21 protein-coding genes and 1 pseudogene are annotated in these 20,127 nt (G+C 39.2%); 19 read left to right on the top strand and 3 right to left on the bottom strand.

Annotated features, from left to right (window positions below):
• Positions 1-37 precede the first annotated feature (37 nt).
• Positions 38-754 (top strand): WxL domain-containing protein, encoded by a 717-nt coding sequence (locus IGJ20_RS12420; RefSeq protein ID WP_126254802.1) that lies wholly within the window; start codon positions 38-40, stop codon positions 752-754.
• 40 nt (positions 755-794) lie between these two features.
• Here IGJ20_RS12420 and mscL read toward each other — a convergent pair whose 3' ends face one another.
• Entirely contained in the window at positions 795-1,244 is a 450-nt protein-coding gene (gene mscL, locus IGJ20_RS12415) for a large conductance mechanosensitive channel protein MscL (protein ID WP_002354883.1), read from the bottom strand.
• Between the two features lie 208 nt (positions 1,245-1,452).
• Here mscL and yfmF point away from each other — a divergent pair, with 208 nt between their 5' ends.
• The 5 genes from yfmF (at position 1,453) to IGJ20_RS12390 (ending at position 6,908) form a co-directional block, all read left to right on the top strand.
• Complete coding sequence (yfmF, locus tag IGJ20_RS12410; RefSeq protein ID WP_002398177.1) at positions 1,453-2,721, top strand: EF-P 5-aminopentanol modification-associated protein YfmF; 1,269 nt, start codon at positions 1,453-1,455, stop codon at positions 2,719-2,721.
• Positions 2,714-4,018, top strand: a complete 1,305-nt coding sequence (yfmH, locus tag IGJ20_RS12405) for an EF-P 5-aminopentanol modification-associated protein YfmH (protein WP_126254801.1) — start codon at positions 2,714-2,716, stop codon at positions 4,016-4,018. The genes yfmF and yfmH overlap by 8 nt, the downstream gene beginning before the upstream one ends.
• Before the next feature lie 167 nt (positions 4,019-4,185).
• Positions 4,186-5,052 carry a RodZ domain-containing protein gene (locus IGJ20_RS12400; protein ID WP_126254800.1) on the top strand — a complete coding sequence of 289 codons (867 nt, stop codon included), beginning with the start codon at positions 4,186-4,188 and terminating at the stop codon, positions 5,050-5,052.
• Between the two features lie 124 nt (positions 5,053-5,176).
• Positions 5,177-5,755, top strand: a complete 579-nt coding sequence (gene pgsA, locus IGJ20_RS12395; RefSeq protein WP_002365382.1) for a CDP-diacylglycerol--glycerol-3-phosphate 3-phosphatidyltransferase — start codon at positions 5,177-5,179, stop codon at positions 5,753-5,755.
• Positions 5,756-6,110: 355 nt separating this feature from the next.
• On the top strand, positions 6,111-6,908 hold the full coding sequence (locus IGJ20_RS12390) for a hypothetical protein (RefSeq protein ID WP_071646827.1): 798 nt from the start codon (positions 6,111-6,113) through the stop codon (positions 6,906-6,908).
• A gap of 274 nt (positions 6,909-7,182) precedes the next feature.
• Here the strand turns inward: IGJ20_RS12390 and IGJ20_RS12385 are convergent.
• A pseudogene (locus IGJ20_RS12385) lies at positions 7,183-8,585 on the bottom strand (IS3 family transposase).
• Positions 8,586-8,757: 172 nt separating this feature from the next.
• Positions 8,758-9,645, bottom strand: coding sequence for a MurR/RpiR family transcriptional regulator (locus IGJ20_RS12380; protein WP_002383224.1), 888 nt, complete (start codon positions 9,643-9,645; stop codon positions 8,758-8,760).
• 376 nt (positions 9,646-10,021) lie between these two features.
• Here IGJ20_RS12380 and gnd point away from each other — a divergent pair, with 376 nt between their 5' ends.
• From gnd to IGJ20_RS12315, 13 genes are all read left to right on the top strand, one after another.
• Entirely contained in the window at positions 10,022-10,957 is a 936-nt protein-coding gene (gnd, locus tag IGJ20_RS12375; protein WP_002370112.1) for a phosphogluconate dehydrogenase (NAD(+)-dependent, decarboxylating), read from the top strand.
• 12 nt (positions 10,958-10,969) lie between these two features.
• Positions 10,970-11,971, top strand: coding sequence for a D-isomer specific 2-hydroxyacid dehydrogenase family protein (locus IGJ20_RS12370; protein ID WP_002360996.1), 1,002 nt, complete (start codon positions 10,970-10,972; stop codon positions 11,969-11,971).
• A 14-nt stretch (positions 11,972-11,985) separates the two neighbouring features.
• Positions 11,986-13,089 carry an iron-containing alcohol dehydrogenase family protein gene (locus tag IGJ20_RS12365; protein ID WP_002401114.1) on the top strand — a complete coding sequence of 368 codons (1,104 nt, stop codon included), beginning with the start codon at positions 11,986-11,988 and terminating at the stop codon, positions 13,087-13,089.
• Between the two features lie 12 nt (positions 13,090-13,101).
• A complete protein-coding gene (locus IGJ20_RS12360) occupies positions 13,102-13,938 on the top strand; it encodes a PTS mannose/fructose/sorbose/N-acetylgalactosamine transporter subunit IIC (RefSeq protein WP_002354902.1) in 837 nt (278 codons plus the stop codon).
• A gap of 20 nt (positions 13,939-13,958) precedes the next feature.
• Positions 13,959-14,831 (top strand): PTS system mannose/fructose/sorbose family transporter subunit IID, encoded by an 873-nt coding sequence (locus IGJ20_RS12355; protein WP_002354903.1) that lies wholly within the window; start codon positions 13,959-13,961, stop codon positions 14,829-14,831.
• A 21-nt stretch (positions 14,832-14,852) separates the two neighbouring features.
• Complete coding sequence (locus IGJ20_RS12350; RefSeq protein ID WP_002354904.1) at positions 14,853-15,359, top strand: PTS system mannose/fructose/N-acetylgalactosamine-transporter subunit IIB; 507 nt, start codon at positions 14,853-14,855, stop codon at positions 15,357-15,359.
• Positions 15,360-15,436: 77 nt separating this feature from the next.
• Positions 15,437-15,889, top strand: coding sequence for a PTS sugar transporter subunit IIA (locus tag IGJ20_RS12345; RefSeq protein ID WP_002354905.1), 453 nt, complete (start codon positions 15,437-15,439; stop codon positions 15,887-15,889).
• 23 nt (positions 15,890-15,912) lie between these two features.
• Positions 15,913-16,986, top strand: a complete 1,074-nt coding sequence (gene uxuA / locus IGJ20_RS12340) for a mannonate dehydratase (RefSeq protein WP_002388613.1) — start codon at positions 15,913-15,915, stop codon at positions 16,984-16,986.
• A gap of 4 nt (positions 16,987-16,990) precedes the next feature.
• Positions 16,991-17,644 (top strand): bifunctional 4-hydroxy-2-oxoglutarate aldolase/2-dehydro-3-deoxy-phosphogluconate aldolase, encoded by a 654-nt coding sequence (locus IGJ20_RS12335; RefSeq protein WP_002354907.1) that lies wholly within the window; start codon positions 16,991-16,993, stop codon positions 17,642-17,644.
• Between the two features lie 313 nt (positions 17,645-17,957).
• Positions 17,958-18,428: an ASCH domain-containing protein gene (locus tag IGJ20_RS12330; RefSeq protein ID WP_002354908.1), complete on the top strand. Its 471-nt coding sequence runs from the start codon at positions 17,958-17,960 to the stop codon at positions 18,426-18,428.
• 175 nt (positions 18,429-18,603) lie between these two features.
• Positions 18,604-18,822, top strand: coding sequence for a YdbC family protein (locus IGJ20_RS12325; RefSeq protein WP_002381076.1), 219 nt, complete (start codon positions 18,604-18,606; stop codon positions 18,820-18,822).
• A gap of 16 nt (positions 18,823-18,838) precedes the next feature.
• A complete protein-coding gene (locus IGJ20_RS12320) occupies positions 18,839-19,723 on the top strand; it encodes a YicC/YloC family endoribonuclease (protein WP_002365374.1) in 885 nt (294 codons plus the stop codon).
• Positions 19,724-19,778: 55 nt separating this feature from the next.
• Positions 19,779-20,084: a hypothetical protein gene (locus IGJ20_RS12315; RefSeq protein ID WP_002383233.1), complete on the top strand. Its 306-nt coding sequence runs from the start codon at positions 19,779-19,781 to the stop codon at positions 20,082-20,084.
• Positions 20,085-20,127 lie beyond the last annotated feature (43 nt).

Below are 20,127 nucleotides of genomic sequence, written 5' to 3'. Positions count from 1 at the left end.
TCTAATAATCATTCAATCGTAAAGGAGAAGAACACAAATGAAAAAGAAAATGATGACAAGTTTATTAGTTGGTAGCGCAGTGGTTGGCGCAAGTTTAGCACCTCTTTCAGCACAGGCTGTGACCACTGGGGACACGCCAGTCACAGCAGAATTTGAAGGCGGCACGTTGCCAGACGGCAACGGCGATGCCAATACCGTTGATCCAGACCCGAGTGGCTCAAACAGTAACTTTGATTTACTGTTTATTCCTCGCGAATTTAATTTTGGGAAATTATCAATTTCAGATGATTTAACGAAACCAATTCTTAACCAAAGGGACCCAGAGGCCATCAACGGCCATACAGAAATGATTGGTGTTGGTGACGTACGTGGGAGCAAAGAAGGCTGGCATTTAACGGCCCAATCTAATGGCCTAAAATTAGGCACTGAAAGCTTACAAGGCAACATTAAAGTGGCGCTGATTACTCAACTTGATTTAGAATACGAGGCAACAAGCAATAGCTATGTAGCTCTGACGACAGCCGTCTCTACACCAGAAGTCAGACCACAACTGGCTGCTCCGCAAAATTGGACCCTTGATTTAGGCGGGGAAGCCCAATTAATGGCTAACGCAGCAGCTGGTCAAGGCCAAGGATTATGGCAATTTTCACTGTTTAATACAGCCTTAAACATCACAACACCAGCCAACAATATTAAAGCAGGGGCCTACACAGACAGTATCACGTGGAACCTCGTCGCAGGACCGTCTGTGTAAGTCCAAACAAAAAAGTCATCCCCTTAGGATGACTTTTTGCTTATTTCTCTGTGAAAGTGCTGTCTGTTTTGACAGTTTCAGCAGGCGGTGTTTGCGCCGCTAATAAGTCGCGAATTTCTTTTAAGTAATCTTCGCTCGTTGGTACCACTTCTTCTTCTGCCGCTTCTTCTTTTTTGCCACGGTTTTTCATTTTGTTGGCCGCTTTGACAATCAAGAAGAGGACGAAGGCCGTAATTAAAAATGTAATAAGTGCACTAATCACGCTACCAATATTGAATTCAACGCCTTCGACTTTATAGACAAGGGCACCCAATGCATCGTCGGCGCTCTTTTTCCCAGTCGTCAAGACAAAAATCAGACTAATTAACGGGGTAATCAAGCCTTCCACCACTTGTGTCACAATCGCTGTAAACGCACTACCAATGACAACACCAACGGCTAGGTCTAAGACACTCCCGCGCATGATAAACTCTTTAAATTCTTTAATCATTCTTTTTTCCCTCCTCACTTTAAAAACAGTATACCGAATCTTCTTGAAAATTTGAACTGAAAAACTCTTATCATTCAGAAAGCACCTGAAGCTGTGTTATAATAGAGCTATTGGAAAAAACATTAAAAAATGCTTTAGAATTTACGCGATACATATATTTCACAGCATTCTTTAGGTAAGATGAAGCAAATGAAGGAGCGATGCGGCAATGTCTGTTCAATTAGTTAAAGGCGTGAATTTACACGTCATTCCTACAGAAAAATATAAAACGGTGCGTCTTTTAGTCCGCTTTAATACACGATTAAATCATGAAACTATTACAAAAAGAACGCTGTTGTCCAGTTTGATGGAAACCAACAGCTTGAATTACCCGAATCAAGTCAAGTTAAGTGAGCGTTTGGCGGAACTTTACGGCGCCAGCTTCGGGATTGGCGTTTCCAAAAAAGGCAATCAACATTGGTTTAATATTTCTATGAATATTGTCAATGATCATTATTTACAGGATAGTCAGGTTCTCGCCGAAGCGGTGGACTTTTTGAAGGAAATTATTTTTGCCCCCAATATTCAAGCGGGCCAATTCGAGGCGGAAACCTTCCAACGGGAGAAAGAGAACTTGAAAGCGTACTTGGAAAGTATTGTGGAGGACAAGCAAACCTATGCTTCTTTGGCGCTTCAAAGTGTCTATTTCAATCAATCGGAGGATCAAAAAATCCCTAGTTTCGGGACCGTTGCGGCGTTAGCTGAGGAAACAGCGGCGTCATTAGCGGCATATTATCAAAAAATGCTGGCGGAAGATCAAGTGGATATTTTTGTTTTAGGCGATGTCAATGAGGCGGAGCTAGTGCCGTTATTCAAGCAATTACCGTTTACGCCTCGTGAAGAAGGCAAAGCCGCGATTTTCTACAATCAACCAATTCGCAACGTGATTGAAGAGCGGACCGAGCGTGAGGTGCTAGCCCAATCGAAATTAAACTTGGCTTACAACACGGATATTTATTATGGCGATAGCTATTATTTTGCGTTGCAAGTGTTTAATGGAATTTTTGGCGGTTTCCCGCATTCTAAATTATTTATGAATGTCCGTGAGAAAGAGCATTTAGCGTATTATGCTTCTAGTAGTATCGACACTTTCCGTGGCTTCATGACGGTTCAAACAGGGATCGATGGCAAAAATCGGAATCAGGTCTTGCGTTTGATTTCGACAGAATTGGAAAATATTCGCTTAGGTAAGATTAGCGAATTAGAAATTGAACAAACGAAAGCAATGTTAAAAAATCAGTATATCTTAGCGTTAGATAATGCAGGCGCGTGGCTGGAAAAAGAATACTTGAACGAATTAATGCCGCAGACGATGCTGACGGCGGAGGAATGGATTGCGCGGATCAATGCCGTGACTATTCCAGAAATCCAAGAAGTAGCCAAACGTTTGGAACTTCAAGCGATCTTCTTTTTGGAAGGAGAAACGGAAAATGATTAAAAAAGACTATGCACAAATTAAAGAAACATTGTATACAGAAACACTGGCGAATGGGTTAAAGGTTTACCTATTGCCGAAAAATGATTTCCAAAAAACGTATGGCTTGTTTACGACTGATTATGGTTCAATTGACAATACGTTCGTGCCAATTGGTCAAGAGGAAATGATTGAAGTGCCTGACGGAATCGCCCACTTTTTAGAACATAAAATGTTTGAAAAAGAAGATGGCGATGTCTTCCAAAAATTTGGGCAACAAGGGGCTTCAGCGAATGCCTTTACCAGTTTTACGAAAACGAGTTATTTGTTTTCAACGACGGATCAAGTGACACAAAATCTAGAAACGTTGCTTGATTTTGTGCAATCGCCGTATTTCACGAAGGAAACGGTCGAAAAAGAAAAAGGCATCATCGGACAAGAAATTCAAATGTATTTAGATGATCCTAACTGGCGCTTGTTCTTTGGGGTTTTAGGCAACCTTTATCCGAAGCATCCATTGCATATTGATATTGCCGGCACAGTGGCAAGTATTGCGGAGATTACCGCAGAAGATTTGTATACATGCTACAATACGTTTTATCATCCAAGTAATATGACCTTATTCGTGGTAGGGAAAATGGACCCTGAAGCGTTAATGGCGTTCATTCGTGAAAACCAAGCGGCGAAAGAGTTTCCTGCCGCCCAACCTATTCGTCGGCATTTTCCTGAAGAAACAGCTGCTGACATTGTCAAAGAGAGCGCCATTGAAATGGCAGTCACACGGGCAAAAGTGCTTGTTGGCTTGAAAGGCTTAGATGAAGTGCCAACAACAGGTCGTGACTTAATGAAATATCAAGTCACCGTGAACTTGTTGTTACAATTATTGTTTGGTAATACCTCTCAAAACTATTTGGCTCTTTATGATGAAGGTTTGTTAGATGATAGTTTTAGTTATGACTTTAATTTAGATCGCAGTTTCCATTTTGCGGATATTGGCGGCGATAGTGAGCAACCAGAAGTCTTAGCGGAACGAATTGAAGCTATTTTATTATCTGCCACAACAAGTCCAGAATTAACGGAAGAAAATTTGTCCTTATTGAAGAAAAAAATGATTGGTAAATACTTCCAATCCTTAAACTCTTTAGAGTATATCGCCAACCAATTTTCACAATCATTGTTTGGGGAAACCACGCTGTTTGATAAGATTGAAGTCATTGAAAGCATTCAATTAGCCGACATCCACCAAGTAGCAGAGACCTTTATTCGTGAAGAAGGATTGAGCCGTTTCTACATGTATCCTAAAGGAGAAACCGAGCAATAAACCAACTGTTTAAGAAAAAGAAAAATCTTTGAAATCTTTCAATTTTGTTATCCTCAGTTGGCTTCTTTTGTGGTATTCTTAAAGGACGGGAATGTTTTCCTTGGCAATTGAAAAAGACTGATGAGACAATCGATAAATTAACAAAATAGACTGGAGAAGATGGACGAGTGGCCAGCGTAAATATTGGAGAAACACTAAAAGAAGCAAGATTGCAGAAGAACATCTCAATTGATGAACTGCAACAAATGACAAAAATTCAAAAAAGATATTTAGAAATTATTGAACAAAACGATTTTGAGTCCTTACCAGGCACCTTTTATGTGCGGGCGTTTATCCGCCAATATGCAAGTGCGGTCGGCTTAGATGGCAATCAATTGGTAGATATCTATGATGGCAAAGAACCAGCAATTGTCGAAGAACCCAAGCCAGTGTATGAAGAGCTTGAAGGGTCACGTAAGCAATTGCATGACGAAGAAAAGCAATCCAGTTGGTTACTGCGGAACTTACCAGCCATTGCCTTTTCGTTAATTGGTTTAGCCATTGCGGTCGTAGTGCTGTATATTATGTGGCAAGATCAAAAAGCCGAACCGATTATTCAAACACCGGCAACTAGTGCCAGTGTGGAAAAACCCAAAGAATCAAGTCAAGCCCCAGAAAGTAGCACACAAAGTAGTACACCGCCGTCTTCTTCAAGCGAACCAGAGAAGAAAACAGCTGTGGCTGTGGTGAGTGATGCCAACAATCAAGTGACTGCAACGGTTAAAGATGCGAATAGTCCAATCAACATTACCTTTAAAGGGACTGAAGGCTCTTGCTGGATTGGCGTGATGGTCGATGGCAACTATACGTACCAACACACCCTGCAAGCAGGAGAAACAGAAACAACAGCTTTACCTGCGAATGCCGCCAATGCAACACTGATTCTAGGCGCCTCAAATAACGTCGCCATTCAAGTCGATGGCGCCGATTTAGCACTGGAAAAAACGCCAGTTTTAATTCGTAAGGATGTTACATTAGGGATTACGTATCGTTAGAAATGGTGTAAGAAGAATCTGGATAAACTGTCAAACGGCAATTATTCCAGATTCTTTTCTTTTTTTCGTGACACTGCCAGTAAGATAACGTAAAATAGAACAGGAGAAGGAAGGGGCAATTGAAGTGAATTTACCAAATAAATTAACAGTTTTAAGAATATTTATGATTCCGATTTTTATTATTATTGTGTCGGTGCCGATGGACTGGGGAACGATTAGTTTTGGCGACACAACGTTAGCCGTTACCCAATTAGTGGGCGCGATTATTTTTGCAGTTGCTAGTTTTACAGACTGGTTGGATGGCAAAATTGCCCGTGCACAAGGCTTGGTGACGAACTTCGGAAAATTTGCGGACCCATTAGCGGACAAAATGCTAGTGATGACCGCTTTTATCGTCTTAGTTGGTCAAGGCAAAGTACCCGCTTGGATTGTAGCAATTATTGTTTGTCGTGAATTGGCAGTAACTGGTTTACGGTTGTTATTAGTCGAACATGGCGAAGTAATGGCAGCAGCTTGGCCGGGAAAAGTAAAAACAGCTACCCAAATGGTTGCAATTATTTTACTGTTCATTAACAACATTCCATTTTCAGCACTCCATCTACCACTAGATCAAATCATGCTATATGCCTGCTTGATTTTCACCATTTACTCTGGTGTTGATTATTTTGCTAAGAATAAAGATGTTTTTAAAGGTTCGATGTAAAGAGAGAATCAAAAAAACGCTTGGCTTGTGCCAAGCGTTTTTTTAGTATTTTCTTTGAACCAATTGATGGGTTGCAAAATAAAGCAGAGCGGAAAAATTTTTATTTAGCGAAATCTAAAGATAAAGAAAAAAGTAACTAGTAGCGTACAAAAAAATTTAGTTAAGAGACCTACAGAAGAGGCAATAATTTTTATGTTTTTAAAGAAGTGTTGCAATAGCTTATGCTTATGTAATAACTCTAATTATTTTTTATATAAAATTTTGTGTAACAGTACTTTTAATAGTAAAATTAACATGTAAGATAATTGTAAAAAGGAATCAAGTAAATAAATATGGTAAAGGAGAAGTTGTATTCATGGAAATGACATTTATTTATATCGATGCCCCAGATATTGATCTAAAAAATTTTAGTCTGGATGATTTTTATACAGTAACAAAGGAGCTGGATGATGATGATTCAATAACAGATATAGCTAGAGATATAGCTAAGAGGTGTACTGAACATAAAATGAGTAATTTTAAAGGAAAGATAATCAACCAATTTGTTTATCTTTCTCTTAATCCAATAAAAGGACAAAATTTTTATGATAGTATGCTTAACTATTATTTTAACGAAAAAAATGAAGTGATATTTCTTGATATTTTTGATAACGTCAAACATAATTGGAAGCTAAAAGAATTAAAGAATTTGAAGGAAAAAGGACATATAAGAAACGATATTTCTGTCGTATATATATATGTACCAAAAGGTATGGGGGCAGCGGCAGGGTCAGGTTCTTTTCTTGAAGTAATAATAAACAATCTTAGTAATATAATGTTTCAAGTTTTTTTAGCATTAGCGGTTGATTATGTAAAAGATAACTTGAAGAATTTGCAGTATAAATTAAAATATAAAGATATTCAAAAAATAGCTGAATATTGGGTAAATAAACAAGGAATACGATCTTCAAGGCAACTAAGGGAGTTTATTATAAATAAAGGGAACTGGGAACTTAACGAATTAGCAATCAATTTGAATATTTCTCAGGAGTATGCAATGATCCTTCTGGAGTCTTTAGGATATGAACTAAAGGATAATCAATTTGTACCTAGTTATTCTGAAGAAGCGATTCGAAGAAGGAAGATTTGGGAAGAAAGAGAAAAATTACAATAGTAAATTTAATACCTAGAGATTAATGAGAACGGAGCTTTGTGGAGTTGATACTGTTTAACACTCTCAAAGGCTTAAATACATTGAATAATTATACATGTCATCTATTGTTCCATAAATAGTGAACTACTGTTTATCTTAAAATTTAAGGTTATGAAAGTAGTCATGTAAGTTCTTTTTTCTAACTTATTTTTACCCACAAGATAAAAAGCGACCAAAAAATGTAGTGACCCCAAAAAGTTAGACTTTTTATAGAGTGGATTTTTCCACTCTATTTTTATGCAGTTTTTTGATTGAATTGTCGAAATTCTACTGGGCTTTTCCAGTTAAGTTTTTCCTTGATTCGGTGATGATTGTAATAATAAATGTAGTTCTCAATTGCTTCTCTCAATTCATTTTGACTTTGATAGATTTTTCCATAGTACACTTCTTGTTTTAGGATACTGAAGAAATTCTCCATAGGAGAATTATCTAAACAGGTTCCTTTTCGAGACATACTTTGAAAGATATTGTTGTCCTTTAATGCTTGTATATAGACATTCATTTGATAAGCCCAGCCTTGATCAGAGTGAAAGGTGCGCCGATAGGGACAATCATTTGTTTGAGAAATTGCTTCTTTCAGACCTTCCATAACTGTTTTACCATTTGGTTGAGTAGAAAGGCTATAGCTTAGAATTTCACTATTATACATATCCATAAATGGATCTAAGTATAGTTTTTTCTGACGAAAGATGCCTGCGTTATCTGCTTCAAAGTACTTAAATTCAGTTGTATCAGTTGTAATTTTTTGATGAGGAACAGAAGTTTTAAATCGGCGACGAATCAAATTTTTAGCGATTTTACCAACGGTTCCTTTATAGGAATTATATTTTCTTGATTTCTTAGTAAAAGCTTTGACTTGTAACTTTAACTTTTGTATTAATCGCTGGACTTTCTTTTTATTCACTTGAAATCCACGTCGTTTCAATTCTTGGGTCATCCTTCTATAGCCATAATGTTGATGTTTTTTACGAATCGCTTGAATTTCTTCTTCGATGATTTGTGTTGAAGCTGTTCTGTCGAGGCGTTTTTGCCAGTACATGTAAGTAGATTTTGGAAACCTTAGGGTTTCCAAAATATCTTTTAATCGAAAGTGTCTTCGGAGACTGTGAATGATTCGTGCGATTCGTTCATTTTTTGTTCGTCCTCTAAACGCAGTCTCCTCAATTCTTTTAAATAGGCATTCTCAATTTTTAACATTCTATTTTCTTTTTCTAGTTTCTCTACTTGAGATCGTTCACTTGGTAGTGGTTGGGGTTCATTTCGTTTCTTTTTAGACATGGTAGGTGGACGTCCTTTCTGTTTAGAGAGTCCCTCTATACCAAACTTCTGATACGTTCTAAGCCAATTCGCAATCAATGATGGATTGTTCATTTTTAGAAGATTAACTGCTTCTTGATAGGACAACTCTGTTGTTAAATATAACTCTATCGCATCTAGCTTAAATTGAACAGAGTAATTCTTATTTTTTCGACTGCGAAGTAGGCCTTCTTCACCAAGTTCTTTATAGGCATTTATCCATTTGCTTATTTGAGAACTATCTTTAAGCCCATACTTCTTTGCGAGAAACCTTAGACCTCCTTGACCAGATAAGTAGTCATGAACAAGTTTAAGTTTAAATTCAAAACTGTATTTTGCCATACAAAAAACCTCCAAAAGTTAGATTTCTAGGTCTAACTTTTGGGGGTCGGCTCAAAATTGGTCGCTTTTGAAATACCTCCATGATAGTTCACTTGCTTCATAAAATGTAGAGTCACGGTATAAAGCCAATTTGCGAGGACCGATATTACAAAAATAAGCACCATTCAGATCTTTACGACAAATAATGCGGATCGGTCTTAGTCGTGCTAATGTTATCACGGATTTTTTTCAAGGAATCGGCATTTTGATCAAAATTGTGATACATCGTATTTGTATATAAAATATCCATTACCGTTAAGTAACTAATCCGTGAAGCCAAGGATTCCGCACGAAACAAGCCTTCTTCGGTGACGACAATAATTGCTTCGTCGGACAAGCCTGCCAACTCTGAACCGCTGTTACCAGTTAACGTAATCATTTTTGCGTTGGTTTTTTTAACTTGTCGTGCTAGGTTGATTGATTCTTTGGTTTTGCCTGAATGGGAAAAAATAAACACGCAATCTTCACTGGTTAATTTTGTGACAAAACTTAACTGCATGTGGTAATCAAAAATGTAGTTGCACCGATAGTTGGTCCGAATGAATTTATGGAAACTATCAAAAGCCACAATCGAGGAGCCACCTTGCCCAAAAAAATGAAGCGTTTTGGCAGAGTACATCAAAGCCAACACGTTATCTAATAGCTCCTTTGTTAAGAACTGTGTGGCGTTACTGAGGGAATAAATATTGGCTTGTAAGACTTTTTTAGCAATGGTAATACTATCATCATCTGGTGAAATATCATCGGCGCCATTCACGCTATTGACGTTTTGAAAAGTCGGCTGATAATTAGAATTTCTGGCGATATCAATTTTAAATTCTTGGAACCCAGAATAGCCAATCTTTTTTACAAATTGATACACGGAAGATTGGGAGACGCCAATTTCGTTGGCAAGACTTTCTAACGTCATTTGTGTCAATAATGATTCAGAATGAACAAAGTAATCGGAAATTTTCTTTTCTGTGAGGCTCAAATTCGGTTTTTTGATCCGAATCCGTTGATCCAAATAGTGGTTTTTCATTAACACGTTCCTCCAATCTTATTTTTTTAAAAATAAAATGAATGCCTTTTCATTGTTGGTATAGACTGATTATAGTGGAAAAAGAGGACAAATACAATTTCTCTTTTTCTCCACAAAAAAGAAATTCTTTAAAAAAAGCCCAAAAAAAATAAATAATCTTTTTTCTGAAAAATGAAGGGGTCTTGAAAAGACTTCTCTCAACTAAAGAAAGTAGCCAGTAAAAAGAACGTGATACCAAGAGATTTACTTGTGTTTTTTGTATGAAAGCTCCTTAAAAATAAAAACGTTTTACCTTTTGAGCAGGCAAGATTTTTGCTAAAAAATAAAAAATATTTTTTAATTATTGTAATCGTTTACATTATTTTTTTTATCCTTTATGATTGAAGTATCAAAAGAGGCAGGTGAAAGAAAAATGGACATTGGCTTTATTGGACTTGGGAAAATGGGTTTGAACATGGCATTAAATGTTCACGAACAAGGCTGGCCCATTATTGGCTTTGATGTAACAAAGGAAGCAAGAGCGACTGCTAGAGAACAAGGTCTTTCCGTTGTAGATTCGTTGTCAGAATTATTGAAAGCGCTTAACAAAAGGAAGGTGATTTTTTTAAGTACCCCCGCTGGTCAGATTACCAATCAATTAGTGGCAGAATTGGTAGAGCAATTAGCACCAGAGGATATCATTGTGGATAGTGGCAATTCAAATTTTCATGATAGTGTCGCGAATGCTCAATTTGCTAAGGAAAAAGGAATTTATTTTATTGATTGTGGTACTTCTGGTGGCATCAAAGGAGCGCGGGAAGGAGCGTGTTTAATGGTTGGCGGTGCGCCTGAAGCTGTCAAGGTGTTAACCCCATTTTTTGAAGATTTAGCTTGTGAACAAGGGTATCTTTATGCTGGGAAATCAGGAGCTGGTCACTATTTGAAAATGGTGCATAACGGGATTGAGTACGTCATGATGCAAGCCATGGGCGAAGGATTCAATTTATTAGAAGCTGCTGAATATGATTTTGCGTTGGAGAAAGTAGCCGATGTGTGGAATCACGGCTCGATTATTGAAGCTCGCTTGATGGGCTTAGCGAAAGAGGTTTTTGCGGAAAATCCTACGTTAGCCAATCTAGAAGGGAAAGTGGCAGCAAATGGCGAAGCCAAATGGATGATTGAAGAAGCATTGCGTTTGGAGATGCCCGTCCCAACTACGGCGTTGTCCTTATTTACTCGAAATGAAAGTATGCTAGCAAATCATTTTTCAAACAAAGTGGTCGCTTCTTTGCGACAAGGATTTGGCGGGCATGAAGTCGTAAAAAGTCAGTAAAGGAGTTTAGTCATGTTAAAAAAACAAAAAATTGCCATAGTGAATTCCAGTAGTTTTGGTCAAATTTTTCCTGAACACTTGACGCGCTTAGAAAAAATAGGCACCGTGAAGCATTTTACAGTCGACAGTGAAATTGGTGGCAAAGAGTTAGCGGAACGTTTACAAGGATATACGATTATTATTGCTAGCGTGACGCCATTTTTCACGAAAGAATTTTTTGAACATAAAGATGAATTGTTGCTGATTTCTCGCCACGGCATTGGGTATAACAACATCGATTTAGACGCTGCAAAACAGCACGAGACAATTGTTTCCATCATCCCAGCTTTAGTAGAACGAGATGCCGTGGCGGAAAACAATGTCACAAATTTACTAGCTGTTTTACGGCAAACCGTGGCTGCAGATGCCAGCGTTAAAGCAGATCAATGGGAAAAACGAGCGAATTTTGTCGGTCGGACGTTATTTAACAAAACTGTGGGTGTCATTGGTGTTGGGAACACAGGAAGTTGTGTCGTGGAGACGTTACGAAACGGATTTCGCTGTGACGTGTTAGCGTATGATCCCTATAAATCCGCCACTTATCTGCAAAGTTATGGAGCCAAAAAAGTAGACTTAGATACGTTGCTAGCTTCAGCTGACATCATTTGTTTATGTGCCAATTTAACTGAAGAAAGTTATCACATGATTGGCTCGGCGGAAATTGCCAAGATGAAAGACGGCGTCTATCTTTCCAATAGCGCACGAGGCGCCTTGATTGATGAAGAAGCCATGATTGCCGGCTTAGAATCGGGCAAAATTGCTGGGCTTGGGACAGATGTTTTAGAAGAGGAACCAGGTCGGAAAAATCATCCTTATCTTGCGTTTGAAAATGTAGTAATGACGCCGCACACCTCCGCTTATACCATGGAATGCCTGCAAGCGATGGGAGAAAAATGCGTGCAAGATGTGGAAGACGTGGTGCAAGGTATTTTACCTCAACGGGCAGTGCAAGAAGTCAGTCGTTACGTTAGTTAAGAAGGAGGAGGAGCATGTTAACTGATTTAAAAGTGAAAGTTGGACCGCAATTTTATCGTTACCACGAAGGCGCCTTAGCTTCGGTGCCGTCACTTTTCAAGGAATATCACGCCCAACGAATTTTGGTGGTGCATGGCACCGTATCCTTTGAAAAAGCTCAGCCATTTTTACCATTCTTGGCAGATTCAGAGTATCAATTCTTCTATCACACTTACACAGGAGAATGTAGTTATTTTGGCGCCGAACAAATTTCACAGCAAATAAAGGAACACCAGATTGACTTTCTTCTGGGAGTCGGCGGCGGTAAGTTAGCCGATTTAGTGGGCTACAGCGCCCATTTAAACAATCTGAATTTTGGCTTGGTCCCCACTTTGGCTAGTAACTGTGCGCCGTGGACACCGTTAGCTGTGATGTATCAAGAAAATGGCGCGGCCGAAGGCAAAACGGAACATTTCTTTCGCCAAGCTGCGTTTTTAATCACTGATCCTAAGTTGCTTCTTGATGCGCCCCGTGATTATTTTGTCGCTGGTTTAGCTGATACGTTAGCGAAATGGTATGAATCAGAGACCATTTTACGCCAAGCCCATTTGCAAGGGGAACCCTTTTTACAATTAGCGGGAGCGACCGCCAAGCTTTCGCAAGAAGCGATTATGCGGGACTCAAAAGCAGCCTTAGCAGCGATGGATGAGGGCAAACTCACGCCTGAATTTGTCCATCTTTCAGAAATTGTTTTCGCTGTTTCTGGATTAGTCGGCGGCTTCGGCGACAAATACGCCCGCAATGCAGCAGCACACGCCATGCATGATGCTATGAGTAAATTTTTACCAAAAAGTCATGACTATTTACATGGCGAAAAAGTAGCTTACGGCATCTTCTATCAATTAGCATTGGAAAAAAGGTGGGCCATCATAGACGCATTAATCCCTTTTTATCAAGAGCTAAACTTGCCCATGTCGTTACGACAAATGGGCCTTTACCCAGAAGAAGCAGTACTCGATGCAATGGTTCAATTTATTGATTCAAAAGAAAAGGTTCATTTAATTCCTATTGAGATTTCGGAAGAACGTTTACGTCAAGGGATTGAAGAGCTAGAAAAGTATATCCAAAACCAAGGATAAGAAGGAGGAACTATGGAAACGTTAAGTGTTTTACAAAGTTTGATAATGGCGCTTTGGGTGGCAGCAATTATGTCCAGATGGCTTGGAGGAGGAGCAACGTTAACGTTGCGTTTCTCGCCCTTAATGACAGGGTTAGTAGCAGGTTTAGTGATGGGCGATGTCCCGAAAGCGATGATCGTCACCGCAGCATTACAAATGATTTACATGGGTGTTTTTTCACCAGGTGGCTCTATGCCAGCAGAACCATCAATTGCGGCAGCGATTGCTGTGCCAGTTGCGTTGCTAGGGAATTTGAAGCCGGAAGCGGCTATTGCCGTAGCGGTTCCTGTCGGTCTTTTAGGAAGTTATTTATATCAATTCCGTTTCTTTATTAACACGTTTTTAGGGAAGTATACCGATCGTGCGGTGGCTGAACTAAATTCTAAAAAAATTGCCCGCTCAATTATCTGGTATCCAACGATTGCCTCATTTATTTTATTCGTTCCATTAGTCTTTTTTGCTCTTTATCTAGGGGCACCAGTCATTGCCGATATTATTAAAGCATTAGAAGGAACCGTTGTGATTCACGTGTTAGAAGTAGTCGGTGGTGGTTTAGCCGCAATTGGGATTGCGACAACGGTCTATGTCATTGGTCGAAAAGATTTCTTGGTTTTCTTTTTCCTTGCATACTTCATGAGTATCGTCTTTAAGTCATTGGAAATTACCATGGTAACGTATGCCATCTTTGGCGTAATTATTGCGTTAATTTTTGTGCAAGTCCAAAAAGGCAAACCTGTAGCAGAAAGTGCTGGTTCCGCCAGTGCCACCACTGATTTTGATGATGATGACGATTACGATGACGGGTTTTAAAAGAAAAAGGAGGAACTGAAATGACGGAAACAACAGAAAAAGTCGTGCCGAAAACAACGAATTTAGCACCAGAAGAAATTACCAATAAAGATGTTACAAAAGCCTATCTCCGTTGGCATTTTGCCAATGAAATTCCCCATTCCTTTGAACGTTACTTGGCGCCTTCGTTATTGTACGCAATGATGCCACTTTTAAAGAAATTATATAAAGACGATGAACAATTAAAAGCCGCTTATATGCGTCAACTGCTGTTTTTCAATACGCAATTAAGTTGGGGCGGCGGGGTCATTACTGGGTTGATGGCTTCCATGGAACAAGAGCGGGCCAAAGAAGAACATGAAGGCCGCGAAATCATGATGCAAGATGATTTAATGTATAACACCAAAGCTGGATTGATGGGCGCGTTAGCTGGGATTGGTGATGCGATTGACTCAGGCACGGTTCAATATATTTTTATTGCGATTGCGGTGCCGTGGGCGCAACAAGGTAGCGCATTAGGTGCGATTTTCCCATTTGTGGCGTTTGCCCTTTATCAAGTACTGTTAGGCGTGTTCTTTGCGAGACAATCCTTCAAAATGGGGCGGAATGCCACAGGTTTAATGCAAAGTGCTGGGATTCAAAAAGCCATTGAAATGTTATCTGTTTTAGGGTTGTTCATGATGGGGATTTTAGCTGGTAATTATGTCAAGGTTTCTTCAACCCTTCAATTTAAACTTTCTGGCCGTGAGTTTGTGGTCCAAGATATCCTTGATCAGATTGTCCCAGGACTCTTGCCGCTAGCTGTCGTAATGGGCGTGTATTGGTTCTATACGAAAAAAGGCTTGAAAGTTACGCAAGCATTATTGTGGTTAACAGGTATTTTAATTGTCTTAGCAACAGTCGGTATTTTATAAAAAGAAAAGGACGTGAATCAGATGGGCGTAGTAAATTTAGCAAGAGTAGATGAACGATTAATTCATGGACAAGTGATGGTGACCTTGTCCCAAAAAAGTGGCGTTAATTCCATTTTCGTTGTCGATGAAGTGGTGGCAAAGGATAAATTTATGCGTGATTTATACAAAAGTGCAGGCAGTCGGACAGGACAAAAAACCATTGTCATTACGCCGGAAAAAGCCAAATTTTATTGGGATGAATACCAATTCAAAGAGTACAACTGTATTTTAATCGCTAAAACCGTCTCTGTAATTTATGACTTAGTAAAACACGGAGTCCCTATGAAGGAGTTAAACATCGGCGGTATCGCACAGAAAAATCCAGAAAAAGATTTATTAGTAACCAAATCAGTTTATTTAAACAAAGAAGATGCCGAAAAATTAAAAGAACTACATGAGGTGTATGGCGTAGAAGATATTTATTTCCAAGCAACGCCTTCTGCACCAAAAACTAGTTTAAAAGAGGTTTTAGGCAAATTTAATTTATAAAAAAGGTCAGTCGCTTGAGTCATTGCATGACTGTTTGAAATAATGACTCAAGCCACTGAATTGAAGGAGGAACTTTTATGTTAGGGATTGTGATTGCTACACACGGTGCACTAAGTGACGGTGCGAAAGACGCAGCTACCGTGATTATGGGCGCAACCGAAAATATCGAAACCGTTAATCTAAATAGTGGAGACGATGTCCAAGCACTAGGCGGGCAAATTAAAACAGCGATTGAGAACGTCCAACAAGGGGATGGCGTGTTGGTCATGGTTGACTTATTAAGTGCGAGTCCTTACAATCAGGCAGTTTTGGTGATTAACGAACTCGAACCAGCACTACAAAAGAAAATCTTTGTGGTGAGTGGTACCAACCTACCAATGGTCTTAGAAGCGATAAACCATCAATTATTGGGCACACCGATTGCTGAAGCGGCGCAAGCGATTGTTGCGCAAGGCAAAGAAAGTGTGCAAGCATGGGATATTTCTATGACTTCCTTTGAGGATGAAGAGGATGAGGACGATGATTTTTAAGAATGTAGTAAAGGGTGAAAGCAATGAAATGGGGATTTAGATGGTACGGAGCGGCAGGCGATGCCATTCCGTTAAAACACATTCGACAGATTCCAGGAATTACTGGCGTTGTCGGTACCTTGTTAAATAAACTACCAGGTGATGTTTGGACAGTAGCCGAAATTCAGGCACTTAAACAATCGGTGGAACAAGAAGGATTAGCACTTTTAGGAATTGAAAGTGTCGCTATTCATGATGCCATTAAAGCGGGAACGGATCAACGAGACCACTATATTGATAATTATCGCCAAACGTTACGTAACTTGGGGAAATGCGGAATTTCCTTAGTGTGCTACAGTTTCAAACCTATTTTTGGTTGGGCTAAAACGGACTTGGCGTATGAGAATGAAGATGGCAGCTTATCGTTGTTATTTGATCAAGCTGTGGTAGAGAACATGCAGCCAGAAGACATGTATCAATTAATTCACAGTCAGTCAAAAGGATTCCGGTTACCAGGTTGGGAAGAGGAGCGTTTGCAACAATTTCAAGAATTGAAAGCCATGTATGCCGGCGTAACAGAAGAAGATTTGGTCGAAAATTTGCGCTACTTTTTAGAACGTGTGATTCCTGTCTGTGAAGAAGAAAATATCAAAATGGGGATTCACCCCGATGATCCACCTTGGGAAATTTTTGGTTTGCCAAGAATCACTAAAAATTTAGCGGATTTAAAACGGATCCTTTCCTTGGTGGACTCACCAGCAAATGGGATTACATTTTGTACAGGTTCCCTCGGTGCGGACCCGACGAATGATTTGCCTACTATGATTCGTGAAATAGGTCACAGAATTAATTTTGTTCATTTCCGCAATGTGAAGTATTTAGGTGAGCATCGTTTTGAAGAAACGGCGCATCCGAGTGTCGCTGGTTCGTTAGATATGGCGGAATTAATGCAAGCACTGGTAGACGTAGGGTATGAAGGCGTTATTCGCCCTGACCATGGGCGGGCAATTTGGGATGAAAAAGCGATGCCTGGTTATGGTTTATATGATCGAGCAATGGGGTTGACCTATATTCAAGGACTGTACGAAGCAACCAAAGCCAAACAAAATAGGAAGTGACAGAATGGAAACAAAAGTTGAAAAAAATCAACTGTATCAACAATTAGCGACATGTAAACTTTTACCACTATACACTGCAACAGATTTACGCTATTTGCCACAAGTAGAATCAGTCTTAGTAGAAAACGAATTACCGTTTATTGAAGTCACTTTTCGGAGTCAGCTGGCCTTGCCTGCCATCAAACAACTTGCTGCTTCAGGGAATTTAATAGTAGGCGCAGGAACTGTTAGAACCTTGAAAGAAGCCCAAGAGGCAGTAGCGAACGGTGCACAGTTCATTGTTTCCCCAGCGATTGTTCCAGAAGTCATTGATTTTTGTCTGGCAAATGAGGTGCCTATTTTTCCAGGAACAGCTACGCCTGGGGAGATTCAGCGAGCGCTGGCGTATGGCTTACGAGTGGTTAAATTTTTCCCAGCCGATATTTACGGCGGGTTAAAAGCCATCAAAAGTTTAAGTGGCCCGTTTTATGATGTTCAATTTTTACCAACTGGTGGGATTGATGAAACAAACTTTATAGAGTATGTGGAAGCCAAAGAAGTATTAGCAGTGGGCGGTTCCTTTATTTTATCAGAAAAGATGCTTCAAGAAGATGAAGCTTCGGCACGCCAGCATGTTCAATCTTTACTCACGAAAATCAAAGAACGACAAGCAAAATAAAAAGATGGGGTCGGGACAGAAGCGTTTAACTCCGAGAAATAAGAAGGAATTTCCGAAAATTGTTCTGTAATTTTTGGAGAATTTCGGCTTATTTCCGAAGGATTTGCTTCTGTTCCCGCCGTTTATAAGTTTTTGAGCGTGGAGCAAAAATCCAAAGTGATTTTTGTCCCACGCTCTCTTTTTTTTCTGTCCAAATGTTACTGACATTATTTTAGTTTTCATTTTGTAAAAATAGTATAGGAGAAAAGCAATCAGTTATGTATAATTAGTGAAAGAAGGTTGCGTGAAGTAAAAATAAAAAGGAGAGCAAAGGATGTTAAAAAATGTAGAAGTGTTCTGGCAAAACTTTTTAGATAAACATGAATTAGATATGTTGATGCCCGATGTGTGGATGTTTGGTGATGGCTCTTCTGAGATGGGTAATCGTTTGGGTCAATTGGTTGTTTCTGGTCGTAAGACAGCGACATGTTCTTCTTTAGATATTTATAAGATGGAAGAAGAACAACTCCCTAAAGCTGGTCAATACGACATAATTTTAGATGGTCAGTCTCAACCGCTGGCTATTATTCGAACAACCAAAGTTGAAATTATGCCCATGAATAAGGTCTCAGAATCTTTTGCACAAGCGGAAGGTGAAGGAGATTTGACGTTGGATTATTGGTATGAAGAGCATGCGCGGTTCTTTAAAGAAGAACTGGCCCCCTATCAGTTACAATTTTATCCCGATATGCTGTTAGTTTGCCAAAGTTTTGAAGTAGTGGATCTTTATACAGAAAAAGAATAGACAGAGAAGCGGTGACTGACACGATTGAAACGAGCAGTTGTCGCTTTTTTTACTGATTTTTTGAAAAAGTTGCGTATGTTTATATAGACAGGGTGATAGAAAAGAGATGTGTATTTTAAGTGTCGAGGAAAAGATGGTACAATAACCTAAGGAATACTAACAAGGAGTGAATGTTATGAAAGAAGAATTTTCATATGAAATTTTAGAAGAAGTCGCTGTGTTATCTGAGAATGCTCGTGGCTGGCGTAAAGAATTGAATTTAATTAGTTGGAATGGTCGTCCACCAAAATTTGATTTGCGTGAGTGGGCTCCTGATCACGAAAAAATGGGTAAAGGCATCACCTTAACTAACGAAGAATTTGCTGAATTAAGCAAAACAATTAAATCCATGTAAAAGGAGCACCCTGTCAATGAAAAGTATGACTGGATTTGGAAAAAAGACCATTCAAAATGAAAATTATCAATTGGATATCGAAGTCAAAAGTGTCAACCAGCGGTTTTTAGATATTCAATTGCGTATGCCCAAGGAACTGAATGCCTATGAACTGGTGATTCGGCAAGTAATCAAACGCACGTTAAAACGTGGGCGTGTGGAAGTCTATGTAAATCTCCAAAAAATCGGCAACAATCAAAAAGAAGTGCGCGTGCAGTGGGACTTAATTGATCAATTATTAACTTCGGTAGATCAACATTTAAAGGAAAACTATCCGGAAGCAACGTTTGATGCAGGGGACACGGTCAACCATTTATTAAAGCAAAATGATTTTGTCGAAATAGTGGAAGCAGAAATTGTTGATCAGACATTTGAACCATTTCTTGTTCAAGCATTTGAAGCAGCCATCGCTAGTCTTGACCAAAGCCGTGTGCAAGAAGGAACGCAAATTAAACAAGTCCTGCTTGACTATGTAGCAGTGTTGACCCAATCAATTCAAGAACTGCAAGCGTTTGTGGGCGTTTTTGAACAAGAATACCGTCAACGTTTTGAAGCGAAATTAAACGAATGGTTAGGTAGCCAAGTGGATGAAACACGCTTATTAACAGAAATGGCCATTTTATTGGAAAAAGGCGATATTCATGAAGAATTGGATCGTTTGGATATCCATATTGATAAGTTGCATCAGTTGCTTGACGAAACAGAACCAGTGGGCCGAGAACTAGATTTCTTAATTCAAGAAATGAACCGTGAAGTCAATACGATTGGTTCGAAATCAAGTCCAATTGAAATAAAAAATAGTGTCGTTCAAATGAAAACAACCTTAGAAAAGATTCGTGAACAAATTCAAAATGTCGAATAGAGAAAATGGTTTCGTGTTTTTCCAGAAAACGCTATAATATAGAAGTAACGAATAAATGACAGAGGTGAAAGCAATGACTAAATTTTATGATGTAACCTTTCAAGAATTAAGTGGTCGTTCTGTGGTAAAAACAGAAGTCGCTTCAGACAGAGAACCATTTGACGTCTGGCAAGATGCTTGTGCAAGCTATTCTGAAACAGAATTAAATATCCAAATTAACGAAGACACGTTTGTTACTTTGAATCGTCACTTTGTTGTTCGCATTGACGTGAAAGAAGTTGACGGTCCTGTCGACAAACAAGTTCGTCGTCGCGATGAATTGATGAACGTGGTCAATACGCTTTCTAATATGGGCTTATAAAAAATACCACCAAGCATTTCACGCTTGGTGGTATTTTTTTTAA

The sequence above is a fragment of the Enterococcus sp. DIV0294 genome, assembly GCF_050558155.1.
In the GTDB taxonomy this organism is placed as follows: domain Bacteria; phylum Bacillota; class Bacilli; order Lactobacillales; family Enterococcaceae; genus Enterococcus; species Enterococcus faecalis.
This window is presented reverse-complemented; position numbering and strand designations above follow the sequence as displayed.

Coding starts and splice junctions, on each gene's coding strand:
- gnd (WP_002370112.1), top strand. CDS start 10,022: ATGATTGAAGTATCAAAAGAGGCAGGTGAAAGAAAAATGGACATTGGC.
- IGJ20_RS12325 (WP_002381076.1), top strand. CDS start 18,604: ATGAAAGAAGAATTTTCATATGAAATTTTAGAAGAAGTCGCTGTGTTA.
- IGJ20_RS12320 (WP_002365374.1), top strand. CDS start 18,839: ATGAAAAGTATGACTGGATTTGGAAAAAAGACCATTCAAAATGAAAAT.
- IGJ20_RS12390 (WP_071646827.1), top strand. CDS start 6,111: ATGGAAATGACATTTATTTATATCGATGCCCCAGATATTGATCTAAAA.
- IGJ20_RS12345 (WP_002354905.1), top strand. CDS start 15,437: ATGTTAGGGATTGTGATTGCTACACACGGTGCACTAAGTGACGGTGCG.
- IGJ20_RS12335 (WP_002354907.1), top strand. CDS start 16,991: ATGGAAACAAAAGTTGAAAAAAATCAACTGTATCAACAATTAGCGACA.
- IGJ20_RS12350 (WP_002354904.1), top strand. CDS start 14,853: ATGGGCGTAGTAAATTTAGCAAGAGTAGATGAACGATTAATTCATGGA.
- IGJ20_RS12380 (WP_002383224.1), bottom strand. CDS start 9,645: ATGAAAAACCACTATTTGGATCAACGGATTCGGATCAAAAAACCGAAT.
- IGJ20_RS12355 (WP_002354903.1), top strand. CDS start 13,959: ATGACGGAAACAACAGAAAAAGTCGTGCCGAAAACAACGAATTTAGCA.
- yfmF (WP_002398177.1), top strand. CDS start 1,453: ATGTCTGTTCAATTAGTTAAAGGCGTGAATTTACACGTCATTCCTACA.
- yfmH (WP_126254801.1), top strand. CDS start 2,714: ATGATTAAAAAAGACTATGCACAAATTAAAGAAACATTGTATACAGAA.
- IGJ20_RS12370 (WP_002360996.1), top strand. CDS start 10,970: ATGTTAAAAAAACAAAAAATTGCCATAGTGAATTCCAGTAGTTTTGGT.
- IGJ20_RS12365 (WP_002401114.1), top strand. CDS start 11,986: ATGTTAACTGATTTAAAAGTGAAAGTTGGACCGCAATTTTATCGTTAC.
- mscL (WP_002354883.1), bottom strand. CDS start 1,244: ATGATTAAAGAATTTAAAGAGTTTATCATGCGCGGGAGTGTCTTAGAC.
- uxuA (WP_002388613.1), top strand. CDS start 15,913: ATGAAATGGGGATTTAGATGGTACGGAGCGGCAGGCGATGCCATTCCG.
- IGJ20_RS12330 (WP_002354908.1), top strand. CDS start 17,958: ATGTTAAAAAATGTAGAAGTGTTCTGGCAAAACTTTTTAGATAAACAT.
- IGJ20_RS12360 (WP_002354902.1), top strand. CDS start 13,102: ATGGAAACGTTAAGTGTTTTACAAAGTTTGATAATGGCGCTTTGGGTG.
- IGJ20_RS12315 (WP_002383233.1), top strand. CDS start 19,779: ATGACAGAGGTGAAAGCAATGACTAAATTTTATGATGTAACCTTTCAA.
- IGJ20_RS12420 (WP_126254802.1), top strand. CDS start 38: ATGAAAAAGAAAATGATGACAAGTTTATTAGTTGGTAGCGCAGTGGTT.